General features: G+C 27.2%; 14 protein-coding genes and 2 tRNA genes. 5 read left to right on the top strand and 11 right to left on the bottom strand.

Translation table 11 applies throughout. The annotated features are described in order from the left end of the window. Positions 1-84: 84 nt before the first annotated feature. Complete coding sequence (locus BLA33_RS00515; protein ID WP_075226311.1) at positions 85-2166, top strand: P83/100 family protein; 2082 nt, start codon at positions 85-87, stop codon at positions 2164-2166. A 73-nt stretch (positions 2167-2239) separates the two neighbouring features. Here BLA33_RS00515 and BLA33_RS00510 read toward each other — a convergent pair. Together BLA33_RS00510 and BLA33_RS00505 are read right to left on the bottom strand one after the other, a co-directional pair. Then, a tRNA-Pro gene (locus BLA33_RS00510) sits at positions 2240-2312 on the bottom strand. A 7-nt stretch (positions 2313-2319) separates the two neighbouring features. After that, positions 2320-2393 (bottom strand) — tRNA-Arg (locus BLA33_RS00505). A 96-nt stretch (positions 2394-2489) separates the two neighbouring features. On the opposite strand from BLA33_RS00505, the gene BLA33_RS00500 reads away from it, so the two are divergent. After that, the gene (locus BLA33_RS00500; protein WP_031530964.1) at positions 2490-3125 is read left to right on the top strand and encodes an endonuclease III domain-containing protein; all 636 of its coding nucleotides are present in this window, start codon (positions 2490-2492) and stop codon (positions 3123-3125) included. A 9-nt stretch (positions 3126-3134) separates the two neighbouring features. Here the strand turns inward: BLA33_RS00500 and BLA33_RS00495 are convergent, their stop codons facing one another. From BLA33_RS00495 to BLA33_RS00485, 3 genes are read right to left on the bottom strand one after another with little or no spacing between them, the layout of a single operon-like run. After that, positions 3135-3995 carry an ABC transporter permease subunit gene (locus BLA33_RS00495; protein ID WP_075226310.1) on the bottom strand — a complete coding sequence of 287 codons (861 nt, stop codon included), beginning with the start codon at positions 3993-3995 and terminating at the stop codon, positions 3135-3137. Further along, positions 3995-4975, bottom strand: coding sequence for an ABC transporter permease subunit (locus tag BLA33_RS00490; protein WP_029362373.1), 981 nt, complete (start codon positions 4973-4975; stop codon positions 3995-3997). Before BLA33_RS00490 ends, BLA33_RS00495 begins: the two co-directional genes overlap by 1 nt. A 5-nt stretch (positions 4976-4980) precedes the next feature. After that, positions 4981-5439, bottom strand: coding sequence for a septum formation initiator family protein (locus tag BLA33_RS00485; RefSeq protein WP_029346795.1), 459 nt, complete (start codon positions 5437-5439; stop codon positions 4981-4983). 101 nt (positions 5440-5540) lie between these two features. Here BLA33_RS00485 and BLA33_RS00480 point away from each other — a divergent pair, with 101 nt between their 5' ends. Then, the gene (locus tag BLA33_RS00480) at positions 5541-6686 is read left to right on the top strand and encodes a hypothetical protein (RefSeq protein ID WP_075226309.1); all 1146 of its coding nucleotides are present in this window, start codon (positions 5541-5543) and stop codon (positions 6684-6686) included. Between the two features lie 244 nt (positions 6687-6930). Here BLA33_RS00480 and BLA33_RS00475 read toward each other — a convergent pair whose 3' ends face one another. From BLA33_RS00475 to BLA33_RS00450, 6 genes are all read right to left on the bottom strand, one after another. Further along, positions 6931-7944 carry a DUF4340 domain-containing protein gene (locus BLA33_RS00475; protein ID WP_029346796.1) on the bottom strand — a complete coding sequence of 338 codons (1014 nt, stop codon included), beginning with the start codon at positions 7942-7944 and terminating at the stop codon, positions 6931-6933. Between the two features lie 16 nt (positions 7945-7960). Further along, positions 7961-9469: a GldG family protein gene (locus BLA33_RS00470; RefSeq protein WP_029346797.1), complete on the bottom strand. Its 1509-nt coding sequence runs from the start codon at positions 9467-9469 to the stop codon at positions 7961-7963. A gap of 4 nt (positions 9470-9473) precedes the next feature. After that, positions 9474-10208, bottom strand: a complete 735-nt coding sequence (locus tag BLA33_RS00465) for an ABC transporter permease (protein ID WP_075226308.1) — start codon at positions 10206-10208, stop codon at positions 9474-9476. A gap of 2 nt (positions 10209-10210) precedes the next feature. Then, positions 10211-11134: an ABC transporter ATP-binding protein gene (locus tag BLA33_RS00460; RefSeq protein ID WP_029346799.1), complete on the bottom strand. Its 924-nt coding sequence runs from the start codon at positions 11132-11134 to the stop codon at positions 10211-10213. Positions 11135-11142: 8 nt separating this feature from the next. Beyond that, the gene (locus tag BLA33_RS00455; protein ID WP_029346800.1) at positions 11143-12102 is read right to left on the bottom strand and encodes a ribonuclease Z; all 960 of its coding nucleotides are present in this window, start codon (positions 12100-12102) and stop codon (positions 11143-11145) included. A 190-nt stretch (positions 12103-12292) separates the two neighbouring features. After that, on the bottom strand, positions 12293-13360 hold the full coding sequence (locus BLA33_RS00450) for an NAD(P)/FAD-dependent oxidoreductase (protein WP_075226307.1): 1068 nt from the start codon (positions 13358-13360) through the stop codon (positions 12293-12295). 198 nt (positions 13361-13558) lie between these two features. Here BLA33_RS00450 and BLA33_RS00445 point away from each other — a divergent pair, with 198 nt between their 5' ends. Then, positions 13559-14155, top strand: a complete 597-nt coding sequence (locus BLA33_RS00445) for an ATP-dependent Clp protease proteolytic subunit (RefSeq protein ID WP_029346801.1) — start codon at positions 13559-13561, stop codon at positions 14153-14155. Positions 14156-14201: 46 nt separating this feature from the next. Next, the gene (locus tag BLA33_RS00440; RefSeq protein WP_029346802.1) at positions 14202-14861 is read left to right on the top strand and encodes a hypothetical protein; all 660 of its coding nucleotides are present in this window, start codon (positions 14202-14204) and stop codon (positions 14859-14861) included. Positions 14862-14873: the final 12 nt, after the last annotated feature.

Raw genomic sequence — 14873 nt, 5'->3', positions numbered from 1 at the left:
TCTGATTATGTTAAAATTAGGTTTAAATTAGTGAATTTAGTTGGTAAGGTAGATTATAATTAAGTTTATAGGAGAATTTCTTTTATGAAAAAAATGTTACTAATCTTTAGTTTTTTTCTTATTTCTTTGAATGGATTTCCTCTTAATTCAAGGGAAGTTGATAAGGAAAAATTAAAGGACTTTGTTAATATGGATCTTGAGTTTGTAAACTATAAAGGTCCTTATGATTCTACAAATACATATGAACAAATAGTAGGTATTGGTGAGTTTTTAGCAAGACCATTGATTAATTCCAATAGCAACTCAAGTTATTATGGTAAATATTTTATTAATAGATTTATTGACGATCAAGATAAAAGAGCAAGCGTTGATGTTTTTTCTATTGGTAGTAAGTCACAGCTTGACAGTATATTGAATCTAAGAAGAATTCTTACAGGGTATTTGATAAAGTCTTTTGATTATGAAAGATCTAGTGCTGAATTAATTGCTAAGGTTATTACAATACATAATGCTGTTTATAGAGGGGATTTAAATTATTATAAAGAGGTTTATATTGAGGCTGCTTTAAAGTCTTTAACTAAAGAAAATGCAGGTCTTTCTAGAGTGTACAGTCAATGGGCTGGAAAGACACAAATATTTATTCCTCTTAAAAAGAATATTTTATCTGGAAAAATTGAGTCTGACATTGATATTGACAGTTTGGTTACAGATAAGGTTGTGGCAGCTCTTTTAAGCGAGAATGAAGCAGGTGTTAACTTTGCAAGAGATATTACAGATATTCAAGGCGAAACTCATAAAGCAGATCAAGATAAAATTGATATTGAATTAGATAATGTTCATAAAAGTGATTCCAATATAACAGAGACTATTGAGAATTTAAGAGATCAGCTTGAAAAGGCTACAGATGAAGAGCATAGAAAAGAGATTGAAAGTCAGGTTGATGCTAAAAAGAAACAAAAGGAAGAACTAGATAAAAAGGCAATCGATATTGATAAAGCCCAACAAAAATTAGATTCTTCTGAAGATAATTTAGATATTCAAAGGGATACTGTTAGAGAGAAGATTCAAGAGGATATTAACGAGATTAATAAAGAAAAGAATTTACCAAAACCTGGTGATGTAAGTTCTCCTAAAGTTGATAAGCAGCTACAAATAAAAGAAAGTATAGAAGACTTGCAGGAACAGCTTAAAGAAACTAGCGATGAAAATCAAAAAAGAGAAATTGAAAAGCAAATTGAAATCAAAAAAAGTGATGAAGAACTTTTAAAAAGTAAAGATCCTAAAGCATTAGATCTTAATCGAGATTTAAATTCTAAAGTTTCTAGTAAAGAAAAAATTAAAGGCAAAGAAGGAGAAATAGTCAAAGAGGAATCAAAGGCAAGTTTAGCTGATTTTAATAATGACGAAAATCTTATGAGGCCGGAAGATAAAAAATTATCTGAAGATAAAAAATTAGATAGTAAAAAAAATTTAAAACCTGTTTCTGAGATTAAGAGAGTAAATGAAATTTCAAAGTCTAACAACAATGAGGTTAGCGAATCATCACCATTAGATAAGCCTTCTTATAGCGATATGGATTCAAAAGAGGGTATAGATAATAAAGATGTTAACTTGCAAGAAACCAAGCCTCAAACCAAAAGTCAACCTACTTCTTTAAATCAAGATTTGACTACTATGTCTATAGATTCTAGTAATCCTGTATTTTTAGAGGTTATTGATCCTATTACAAATTTAGGAACGCTTCAACTTATTGATTTGAATACTGGTGTTAGACTTAAAGAAAGTACTCAGCAAGGCATTCAGCGGTATGGAATTTATGAACGTGAAAAAGATTTAGTTGTTATTAAAATGGATTCAGGAAAAGCCAAGCTTCAAATACTTAATAAACTTGAGAATTTAAAAGTGATATCGGAGTCTAATTTTGAGATTAATAAAAATTCATCTCTTTATGTTGACTCTAAAATGATTTTAGTAGTTGTGAAAGATAGTGGCAATGTTTGGAGATTGGCTAAATTTTCTCCTAAAAATTTAGATGAGTTTATTCTTTCAGAGAATAAAATTTTGCCTTTTACTAGCTTTTCTGTGAGAAAGAATTTTATTTATTTGCAGGATGAGTTTAAAAGTCTTATTACTTTAGATTTAAATACTTTAAAGAAAGTTGAATAATTTTAAGATTCGATTAAATTTGTATAAATTATTAAAAAGCTAAAAACACAGTTTTTAGCTTTTTAAATTTTTTTCGGGATGGTGGGATTCGAACTCACGATCCCCTGCTCCCAAAGCAGGTGCCTTAGCCACTAGGCCACATCCCGAATGAAGCGCACCAATTAGGACTCGAACCTAAAACCTACAGATTAGAAGTCTGTTGCTCTATCCAATTGAGCTATTGGTGCAGTTTAAATGCTAATGATGAGTATATCATTTTGAAAAATCCTTGTCAATAAGGTCTAGATACCTTTAATTTGTATATTTTTTGTTTTATGTTTATTATGTTTTATAATTTTTTTATGATTAATCTTGATTTGATTGTTGATGAGACTTTGTTTAGATATCCCGATGTTAAACCTTTTTTAAATTATAAGAATAATTATGAACTTTTAATAATGGCAATTTTAAGTGCAAGAACAACAGATAATTTGGTGAATAAAATTTCTCCATGTCTTTTTGAAAGGTACGGGAATTTTGAAAGTTTATCAAGAGCAAATATAAGAGATGTTGAAAAATTAATTTATAAGACTGGTTTTTATTCAAGGAAAGCTAATAATATTGTAAATTGTTCTATTGATATTTTGGAAAAATTTAATGGCGTTATTCCAAATAATATTTTTGATCTTGTTAAGCTACCCGGAGTAGGTCGAAAAACAGCAAATGTTATTCTTGGTTCTGTTTACAATAAGCCCGCAATTATTGTAGATACTCATTTTAGCAGAGTTATTAAAAGGCATGCTCTTTCTTTGGAAAATTCTCCTATTAAGATTGAACTGGATCTAAAAAGAAGAATAGAGCCTTGTAAGCAGTATAGATTTTCTATGGCTATTAATAAGCATGGAAGAGAAGTTTGCACTGCTAGAAATGTAAGTTGCGCGAATTGTTTTTTAGAAAAATTTTCTCCAAGAGTTTGTTAATTTTTTTAGTTAATATGATATTAAATGTTTCATTTTTTTTCTCAGTTGTAAATTTATTATTGTTAGTATTATGTTTATGACTATTAATATGAGTAGGGGATTGATCCATATCCATAAATATTTATTGCCCATTTCCATATAGTTGAGCAGTTCTCCAAGGCTAGGATATAGATTTTTATCTTGTTTTTGTAAAAAGCTTACTACTTCAAAAGTAGTAAGACTCCTTGCCATTTGTAATGGAATTATGGATGATATTGATGAGAATACTTCTGGAAAAATATGACTTAATATTATTCGAATTTTGCTTGCTCCCATAGCTTCACCGGCTTTAACATAATCTAAATTTTTTATTATTAGCGTATTGTTTCTTGCAATAAAAGCAAACCTAATCCATCCATGAATCAATGCCAATAGTGTTGCTGTTTGAAGCATATTGTAAGTTTTTTGTTTTAAAAAGTAGTAAAAAACTAAAGACACAACATAAAAAAAAGGTAACGTTTGTAATGCTTCGATTAGTTTTGAAATTTGCATGCAAATTTCAAAACTAATCATGCCAATTATTGTTCCAATGAAGATTCCGATTATTGCAGAAATTGTTGCATAGCTTAGTGAAAGTAGAATAGAATTTCTAGTTGCAATTATTAATCTTGCCATAATATCTCTGCCCATTTTGTCGATTCCTAGTGGATTGTCTTTTGTGGGTGGCATAGGTATTTTTTTGGTAGATTTTAAATAAATTTTATTTGGATCTTTTTTGTAGATTGCAATTTTTGAATTTTCATTAACTAGTTCTGGAGCAATGATTAACAATACAATAAATATGCTAAATAGTACGATATAAAAATTTTTTTTTATTATATCTAGTTTCATTAGCTTAGCGTGTCCTTGTATGGGTTGATTTTGTAAATTAATATATCTGTTATTATATTTGGAATAAGCATAATGAAAACACCAATAAAAATTAAATCTTTAGAAATGGCATAATCGTTGAATTTTAAAGCATTTAAATATAAGGCCCCAACTCCATCAATTTCAAACATTGATTCAATCATTGATGCTCCAAAAAAAGCAGTTGTTAAAATAGGTCTCATGTTAGTAAGTAATGGCGTTATTGATGGAATTAATGCATGTTTTAAGATTATTTGTATTTTATTTATTCCTCTTGATTTTGCAGCTTTTATGTAAAACTCTGATAAAGTTTTGTCAAGAGATTGTTTGAAAATTACAGAATTAAATATAAAGAATGAAAAAAACCATGCAAATCCACCTATTATTAAATTTTTTGGATTTAAATTTAAGTAATATATTAAAGACAATATTAAAAATACTGTTAAGTTTCTTGGCATGGAGTGGAGTAATAGCATTAAATATTCTAAAAAATTATTTATTAAGTTGTTTTTTATGTAAAGTTTCCAAATTATAATAAGGGCTATTGCTGCAATATAAGAGAGCAGGGCTCCTGGAATTGAGACTTTTAAAGTATTGAATATTTTTTTAAAAATTATTTTAGTAGTTGGCTTTCCATTGCTCAGTAGTGAGTACCGATAATCACCCCATAGTATTCCTTCGTTTTTTGTTTTGTATATTATATATGAATTACCAGCTATATGCTTTAAAAAGTAATTTTTTTCTAATTTTGATTTGGGGTTAAAGTTATGTATCAAAGCATATCTTTCTATACTTTTGCATATTCCAATGTACTGCAAGTATTTTTTTAGGATATTTGTTTTAACAAAAGGAGTATACTGGTGTTCATTTGAAAAAAAACTTACTAACGATACGCAAAAAAATGATGCACAAATTAAATTAATTAATAAATATATTACATTTTTAAAAATAAATATTTTCAATAAAGCTAATCCTTAGAGTTGTTGGAAGCAAGTTTATTGCTTTTTGTGATTTTTTTGGTTTGGATAATACAACTTGATAAAAAATAATAAATTAAACCTATTGCTATTGATATAAAGTAAAAATTTTGATTCTTGGAAATGGGATTTTGTAGTGTTAATATTTGCCCTTGGCGATATTGATCTTTATTGTTATTGGTTTTTATTACTGTTGAGTTTTTGGGGTAGTAGCCCAACTTGTTGGCTTCTTTTAGAATTTCGGATTTAGATACTTGTAAATTAATATATCTTGCTTTTAATTCTTTTTGAATTTCTTTTAGTTTTTCGATGTGATTTTTTATTAATGTTAAGTTATTATCCAGTTTTTGATAATTAACAAATCCTCTCTCTCCAAATATGGGAGCTATTATAAAGTAGCTTAGTATTCCTGAGTAAAAAGACATTGCAATTTTTTTATAAATGGTCATATAGCTTGTAATTATATTCTTAATATACTATATTTACAAGTAGTTAAAGTTGATTTAGATTGTAGTTATATTGAGTAGTTTTGGTGGAGAGCAAGTTTAGCATGAAGAAAAGTATTTTTTTTATCAAAGAAGGTCCTAAGGAAGTTGATTTTGATATGGAAAAAGTATTTTTAAGAAATGAGTCTGTTGATGTTGTTTCTACGGCTTCAGATAATCTTAAATTTTTTTTAGATGAAAAGCTATTAAAACTCGATAACATATTAAAAGAACGACATGGCGAGTTGATTAATTGTTTAAAGGATGTTGAGCTTCGTGTTGAAAGAGTTGAAAAAGAAATGATTGATAATGGGCTTAAGCTTGTTCAAAGAGATTTTATTATTTCAGATTCTAAAGATTTTGAAAAAAAGTCGCCTGAGATTGACGATTCATTTTCTAAAAAAGAAGACAATTTGCCTAATATTTCTATTGGTAAAGAAGAATTAGATGCGCTACTTGAGGGTATTAATTATACCCCAAAAGAAAGTGAAGGAGTTCAGCATGATGTTAAATTTAATAAAGATAAAGATTTTGATTTGACTAGCAATTTACATACGGCGGATAATTTTTCGAATAATTTGATTAAAAAAGAAGGCATTGACATTGGTAGCGATAATGTGTCCTTAGAAAATATGGAGTTAAATAATAATAACGATCATAATGAAAAATTGGAGAGTTTTGTAGATAATAAACAACATTTAGATTTAATTGATAAGAATGATAAGAATGTAAATATTGAGCATGAGAATAGTGCTAATTGTACGGTTTTTAAGAGTTCTGGTGAACCTCTTGAGTTAAAAGAATTTGATGACTTTGAAAGCATTCTAAAAAAGGACCTAGATTCTCAAACGATTGAAGGTTCTTTTTCTAATGATGGAGAGAAAAATTTGAGGGATAGTTTAAGAGATGTAGCAGGTCAAGACCAAAGTAATAATATTGCTAATTGTGAAAAGCTTGGTTCTCAAAGTATAACTGAGGATCATTCTTCTTCTCATTTCAATTTTAATGATGTTGAAAAGGTTGTGAGCAAATTTAATGCTGAAGAATCTTTAAGTAATGTTGTGCTAAATAGCGATGAAAAAACCGTATTAATAAATTTCATTGATAGGGTAGAAAGTGAGCTTGAGTTAAATCCCAATAGAAATATTTTTAAAATTAAACAAGAATATGAAGTTTTAAAAAAAGTTAAATTTTTACTTACTAAAAGTTAAAGAATCTATTCAGTTTAAATTCCATTTCATTTTTATATAAAAATTTTTAACTTAATTTTTGATAGCTAAACAATTTTTTTGCTTTATCTAAAATATTATTGTAATTTAAAAGATTAACTCATTGATCATTAAAGCGAAACAACATCTTATCTTTTGATAAAATGTTGTCTATTTTCATGGTTATATTTTGATTATATTTATTTTTATATGTTTTGCTTTTTATTCTTTTTAATACATAGCAAGATTAATCTGCATTGTTGTGGTGTTCATGCTCATCTTTTTGATTATCATTGCTAGAAATATTATCTTTTTCTATTATTTTTTTTTCTAAGTTAAATACATCAAAAAAAGTCCATTTGCTAGTCATGTAGTAATATTCATCTTTATCTTTTTTGATTAATATGTCTTTGTCATTTTCTTCATTTTTGTTAAAGTAAACTTCAATATTGTTAACACTTTTATTGCTCCATTTGACTTCAATCTTGTATTGAAGGTTATAGTCATTTATTTTAGATTTGTCAATTTCAAGTCCATCGGCTTTAAATTCAGCAATAATATTTAAAGGCCTTTCTTTTAACATTTTTTGGTTATTTAAAAAATAAAGACCATCTTTAGTGGTAATCTCATAGTTATTATTTATGTTATTTTCATTTTCTTTGTTTAATTTTCTTATTATTTTGAATGATAAACTTTCTAATTTTGTGTTTTTTTCTTGAAATAGTGTAGTATCTGAAAATGTATTATAAGAATTCCCTTTATATGATAAGAAAATATTTTTTGTTAAGTAAACATTTTCGCTGCTACCCTTAATGTATGCTAATCTTGAATCGCCTTCTCCTGGTTTTCCAACAAAAATTTCTGTCAATAGTTTGTTATTATTGTCAAATAATTTGAAGCTTGGATTTTCTCCTATTCCCAATTCTTTGTGCTTTTTTTGATCTCTACTTACAAGTTTATTTTTTTGAAGTTCGTCTAATGCTCTGATTAGAGAATTAACTTTTTTATTGTCAACGGGAATATTTTGTTTGTTGTATGTTAGCATCCAATCTTTACCAAGTTTTGTCAGCGTTCCTTCAAGTTCTGTTTCGATTTTAGAAATTAAATTTAAGTCAAAATCGAAAAATTTTTCTTCCAGGATTCTTGCTACTTTATTTTCATTTGAAAAAATTATTCCTAATAAGAATGTAGATGTTAATACTACTATTGTCAATATTTTTATTTTTTCTTTATTGATTGAGAATATTTTTGGTTTTGTCATAAATACTCCTTTATTCTTAATTTGCTTTTCTTTTTCTAGTAAATCTAACAAGTCCAAATATTAATATTATTGTTGGAAGAATAATTAAGTTAACAATTATTAATGAAAACTTTGCATTGACCATTTCGTTTGAAGAGCTTGTAAATTTTAATTTAGCTCGTATTTCTCTGGACTTAATATTAAAAAATTCTTCCTTTTGCATTAAATAATCCGAAATTCTTCCTGATAGTTCAAAGTTTGATGGAGAACCGTTGTACATATAATCACTAAATATCATGCTTGATCCTGTTAGAATTATTTTAGAATTTTTGGAATATTGTTCTTTATATAGACTTTTAATTTTTCCTTCAATTGCATATCCTAGCATTTTGAGTTCATTTTCTTCAAATTTATTTGGAACTTCGAATGCATTCAAAGATATGTTTGAAAGATTAGGCTCTTTAACTTGCCATGATTGTTTGGAGCTTGCAAATAGAGGCAAAAATTTTACTTCTGCTACATCTTTTTTTACAAGTTCTAATGAACTGCTCCAAGGAATTGTAGCAGCATAAAAATTTTTAAGTAGTGGTATGTCTTTTTTTACAATATTACTTTTGTCTATTAAGACCCATGGATAGTAAGTTTGGAAATTGCCACCTAAAAAGATTGTAGGTGCTCTTTTATCAAGAATAATATTGTCGTTGTATTTTATACCATAACTTTCAAATAGATCAAATAGTTTAGATTTAATAGGAGTTATGCCATATGGATTTTGAGGATTGTAGTCAATTGTGCTTGTTGCAATAAATATTTTTCCATCATTAACAATAAAATCGTCAATTTTTTTTACAATCTCTTCATCAATTTCTTTAGCACCAATAATGAATAATCCATTGATTTCTTTTCTCATGTCTTCTAATTTTTCAGTTTTTAAGTCTATTTCTTTTATTTCAATACCAAATGCTTTTTTCATTATTTCAGAAAAGTTTTTGTGTGCTTCTTTTAAAGTACTGTCTCCAAAAGCAAGTCCTAAAACTTTTTTTGTATTGTTTATTAGCTTGTCAAGTCCATTTGCAAGGTCATATTCTAAATTGCTGATTTCTGTTACAACTGGTATTACTTCTCTTTGACCTTCATAAATAATTTCAATTCCTGAATATATTTTGAGTATTGAGAGTTGATTAATATCTCTTAAGTCGATTTGTTGAGAAGGAATGCCAATGTGTTCTAATGGTGTTGAAATTTTATCAGCATCAAGCTCTTTGTAAATTACTTTGCCTTTTGAAGCATCAGAAAAACTTATTAAAAAATTTTTTATTTGATTTGGAAAAGCAAAATAGTTTTCAAGGCTTCCCGAATTGTAATATGTGATATATATTGTTTCATTTGCACTTGAAAACAAATTTTTTGTAACTTTAGATATTGTAAAAGCTTTGTGCTTTGTAAGGTCTATTTTAAAAATGAAAATAGATACATTGCAAAAAATCAAAAAGATTATTGTAAGGTTTAAAGTTAGGTTTAAAACTTCGTTTTCTTTATTTTTCATAATTTTATCTCCATTTTTTTAGCGTTATGCTGTGTGTGCTTAGCATTAGAAATGTGATTGTGAATGTAATAAAATAAATAAAGTCTGATAAGTTTAGTATTCCCATATTAAAATAGCTAAAGTGATTAGTTATTGAAATAAAATTAAGCATTTCTCCTATTATATTTTCTTTTCCAAAGATCATAACCAATTTCCCAGAAAATAGTATTAATATCAGTGTAAATACGGTTATTATGTAAGAGACTATTTGACTTTTTGTAATAGAGGAGATAAATGTTCCCATGCTTAGCACCGAGAGAGAATAAAGAATTATCCCCAGATATTGAAGCAATATTATTCCAAGATCAAATTCGCCCATGAAAATTGTCATTATTGTAAGAGGTAAGGTAAGTGAGAATAGTATTAAGGTAAATATTTTGAGTGTAATAAATTTACCCAAGACTATCTCTTGAGGGCTTAGAGGTAGAGCATAAAGTAGTTCAATGCTTCCTGTTTTATGTTCTTCTGAGAACACCCCCATACTAAGTGCTGGCAGCACTAACATCAAAATAATAGGCATTGAAGAGAAATAAGAGGTAAGAGATGCATTGTCTTTAATAAAAAATCCTGATAAAAAAATAAATGAAAAGTTTATAAATGTTAAAAAAAATAGCATCACAACGTATGCAGTTGGAGTTCCAAATAATATTTTTAGTTCTTTTTTAGAAAGAGCTAAAGATTGCTTTAAATCTATTTTCATTTTTATCTCTCCTTGGTTAATTTGCTAAATATTTTTTCAAGACTTTCATGTTTTGGGATCATTGCTTTTAAGATTATATTATTTTTTACTATGTAGCTAAAGAGATCTTCTTCTGTTTTGCCTTGAGATAGTTTTAATGAAATGTTTAAGTCCTTATCGTGTTCTTCAAGTTGTATTAGTGTAAAAATATCATTTTTACTATTGAAAATTTTTTTTTCATTTTCAGATTTTTTTAAAATTATTAATTCTATTTCGATCTCTTTAAGTTTATTTTTAATAATATTTTCTTTTGTGTCATCAGCAACAATTACTCCGTTGTTGACAATAATTATTCTTTTACAAATAGATTCTACTTCGCTTAGTATGTGTGAAGAAAATAATATTGTACTTTCTTTTGCGAGTTCTCTTAAAAATTCTTTAAATTCAATTATTTGATTTGGGTCAAGACCATTTGTTGGTTCATCAAGTATTACAAGCTTAGGATTATTTATTAAAGCACCAGCTATTCCTACTCTTTGCTTAAATCCTTTTGAAAGTTGAGAAATCAGCTTATCTTCAACTTCTTTTAATTTAAATATGCTTATTACTCTGTCAATTTCTTTTTTTATTTTTTTAACACCTTTTATTTCTGATATGAACTTTAAATATTCTTTAACAGAAAGTTCTGGATAAAGAGCTAGTTTTTCAGGAACATATCCTATTTGTTGCAATATTTCTTTTGAATGTTCTACAATGTCTTTTCCAAAAATTTTTACATTACCTTTACTTGGATAATGAAATGATGTTAAGATTTTGATTAATGTGGACTTTCCGGCTCCGTTTGGGCCAAGTATGCCAAGCACTTCGCCTTCTTCCACCTTAAAGTTAACATTAAGTAGCGCTGTAAATGAACCATACATTTTGGTAACTTTTTCTACATTTATCATATACCCTCCTATTTAATAATAAAATTATTCTTGCTTGCTTCAAGTCTCATTCCGTCTTTTGTTAAAAAAATTTCTCCATCTGGATATTCCAATTTTGCCTCCTTTAGTAAGTTTTCAAGATCTTTTCTTAATGTATATCTTTCACTAAAATGAATAAGGCCTGTTTGTAAAACTTTTGCTTGTTTAACAATATTTGCAGCCCCACCAGCTGTTAAATGAAGTTTTTTATCCGCTTCCTTTTTAAGCTCATTTTTAAATGTGCTCTCAATTATTACAAGGTTGAAATTTTTGATTTGCTGTATGAGCTCTTTAAAATAACCAGTATCTGTAATGTACGCAACTTTCAATCCTTTTTTAGATTCTCCAAGTATTTCTGATGGCTTTATAATTTTTCCGTTTATTAGTATTTCTTTCCCATCTTGCAGAGTTTTTCTAATAGGCCCTTTGGGAATGTTTAACTCTTCTGCTTTTTCTGTATTAAATTTGCCAGGTTTATCTTTTTCTATGAATAAATATCCAACACATTCTATTGAATGCTTTAGCCTGGTGTATTCAATTTTTTTTGTTTTATCTTCATATATTATTTTTTCTGTTTTGTCTATGATTATTTCTTTATAAATTATTTCATAGTTTTTATATATTTTAAGCATATCTATATTAGTTTTTGTATAGTTTTTTATTCCAACAGGTCCAGCGATGATTAATGGCTCTTTTCTTGTCTCTCCACTTTGTGACATTAGCATTACTATTCCAAGTAGTCCTGTAATGTGATCAGCATGTAAGTGTGTAATGCAAATCATTTTTATTTTTTGCCAAGATATTTTTTGTTTTCTTAAAGACATTTGAGTTCCTTCTCCACAATCGAATAAAAAATTGTCTCCATTGTATTCGATGAGCACCGATGACAAATATCTGTTGTGGAGCGGCCTTGTTCCTCCAGTTCCTATAATGTTAATGTTAAATCCCAAAGATTATTCTCCCGGTTTGTTTTGAAAGTTTTGATTAATTTTAATTGCTTTGTTAAATCTTGATTCACTTTTAGTTTCTCTTTTGATAAGAATTATTTTAGCTTAACTTAAACATTATATTATTTTTCCATAATTTTAGAAATATTAAGATATCTAATTGCTTGTCAGTATGGATGTAAAAATTTTGATTTTAAGAATGATTTAAAATATTGTAATATTTTGCGTATCTTTTAATATTATAATGATTTGGAATTTTGTCAATTTTTTCAATATTATTAATCAATAAATTGGATAAGTATGGTGCCATTGATATACCTCTTGTTCCAAAACCATTTAATATGAAGATATTTTTATGCTTAGGGTGTTCTCCTAAGAAAGGCTCTCTGTCAAGAGTTGAGGGCCTTATGTGTGCTTTTTGATCAATGACCTTGCATTTTAGATTTGTTATTTTTTGAAATTTTTTTAATAATTCTAGTTTTGCCCATTCATTTGTAAGTGTATTCCAAGTGTTCCATTCGTAAGTGCCCCCAAGATAAAATTTGTTGTCTTTTAAGTGAATTAAAGATACATGTCTATTGTAAACTTCTTTAAAATTTAATTTTTTGCATTCTAATACAATGATTTCACCTTTTGCAGGTTCAAATGGGAGATAAGAAAAAAATCCTTTGAGTTTTTCTTTATACCCTTTTGCAAATATTAATTTTTCAAACTTGAAATCTTCTATTTTAAAAAAACTTTCTCCGAGTTTAATTTTATTTTCGTCGATATTTTTGTTTATGTATGATTTTTTTTTGATTAAATATTTTTTAATATTTTTTATATAGATTTTTGTATTAATCCTAGCACCTTTTATTATCATTCCGCCGTTAGAGTCGTTTGAGAAATTATAAATTTTTCCATCTTTTATTTTCAAAATAAAGTTTTTAATGTTTTTATCGTTTTCAAGTTTATCAACCAGTTCATTTTTTTGATTTTCAGTAGTAAAGGGTCTAAAGATATTTTTTTCTATGAAAAAGTTGGATTTAATGGTTTTTTCAATTTCTTGATAGTAGTTTTTTGCAAATTCAAAAATATGCGATTCTTTCCAGGCAATGTTCATTTTTCTACCCATAATAGGATTAATAAGTCCGCCCGCTATTATTGTTGCTTTTGTATCTTCATCATCGAAAAGAATTACTTTTTTATTTCTTTTAAGTAGTTCGTAAGTAACGGTGCTTCCTGCTATTCCTCCGCCGATAACTGCAAATTCATAATGCATTATAAACTCCTTTTTAGATTTTTCTTATATATAAATTTAGAGTATTTTTTGACCATAACTAAGTTAATTAAAGATTCATTAGCCTTTTGCTTTTAAGAAATTAGTTGCAATTGGTTAGTTTTTATACTTTTTTATCATTTAAAAACCTTTTGTTTTAAATTATAATATATCATTATGTTTTTGTATAAGGGATGTTTTATGACCGGTAAAGAAGATGATAATATTTGTGTTTTGCATAATGAATCATTGAAATTAGTTTTAAAGAGTAGATCAATAGTGATTGCTGGTGAGATTACCAAAGATGTTTCTAGGCTTTTTCAAGAAAAAATATTATTCTTAGAGACCTTAGATTTTAAAAAGCCTATATTTGTGTATATTGATTCAGAAGGAGGTGATATTGATGCTGGGTTTGCTATTTTCAATATGATCCGTTTTGTTAAGCCCAAAGTTTTTACAGTTGGAGTAGGGCTTGTTGCTAGCGCTGCCGCTTTAATTTTTTTGGCTGCAAAATTAGAAAATAGATTTTCATTGCCTTTTGCCAGGTATTTATTGCATCAGCCTTTGAGTGGATTTAAAGGAGTTGCCACAGATATTGAGATTTATACTAATGAGTTAAATAAAGTTAAAAAAGAACTTAATAGTATTATTTCAAAAGAAACAGGTCAAGATATTTCTACAATAGAAAAGGACACTGATAGGGATTTTTGGTTAGACAGTAGTGCTGCAAAAAAGTATGGACTTGTATTTGAAGTTGTTGAGACAAAGTGGCAACTTGAAGAGTTTATTTCTGTTTAGTGTTTTATTTTTTTCCTGTAATTTTGTAGATATAGATTTTAGTGTTTTGGAGCTTAAGGTTGCAAACCTTGATTTAAATGACAATTCTTCTCAAGAATTATTAGATTCTGCTTATAATATTCTAAATCAAAGTTTTGATTTAATAATCATTAAGAACCTTGAGAATAAAAATATTCTTGATTTAATCAATAATAGAGTTTTATTTGGAACCTTCAAGAATGCTTATTTTATTGATCAAGGGAAGGGGCTTTCTGTTGGCATTCTTTCTAAGCGTAAAATAAATATTAAAGTTTTAAGCGTAATGCAAGATTATGACGATTTAAAATTAGGATTGCTTGTTGATTTTAAATTTAAGGATAATTGTTATGGTATTGTTATTTATAATTTAAGTAATGATTTTATTAAAAATTCTACTAGCTTGCAAATTAATGAGCAAATTTTATATTTAAAAACCCAAATAGATAAATTAATGTTTATTTTAGATGAATCTGAATTTATTATTTTTGATTTATTAATTAAAAATGGATTTTTTAGCTTAATAAATGATTCAAACAATATTTCAATGCTGGCAAATAAAATTAACTTTAGAGTTTTTTCTAATTTTTTTGCTAGGGTTTCTTTATATTCATTTATGTTTGTAATTGCAGATTATTTGTACAGCAATTATTCTGTTGAAAATTTTCCCCAAAAAATAGTTATCAATTGAGTTTTTGTATTT

Source organism: Borreliella garinii (assembly GCF_001922545.1).
GTDB lineage: Bacteria > Spirochaetota > Spirochaetia > Borreliales > Borreliaceae > Borreliella > Borreliella garinii.
The sequence above is the reverse complement of the archived record's forward strand: the minus strand, read 5'-3'. Positions and strand labels throughout refer to the sequence as shown.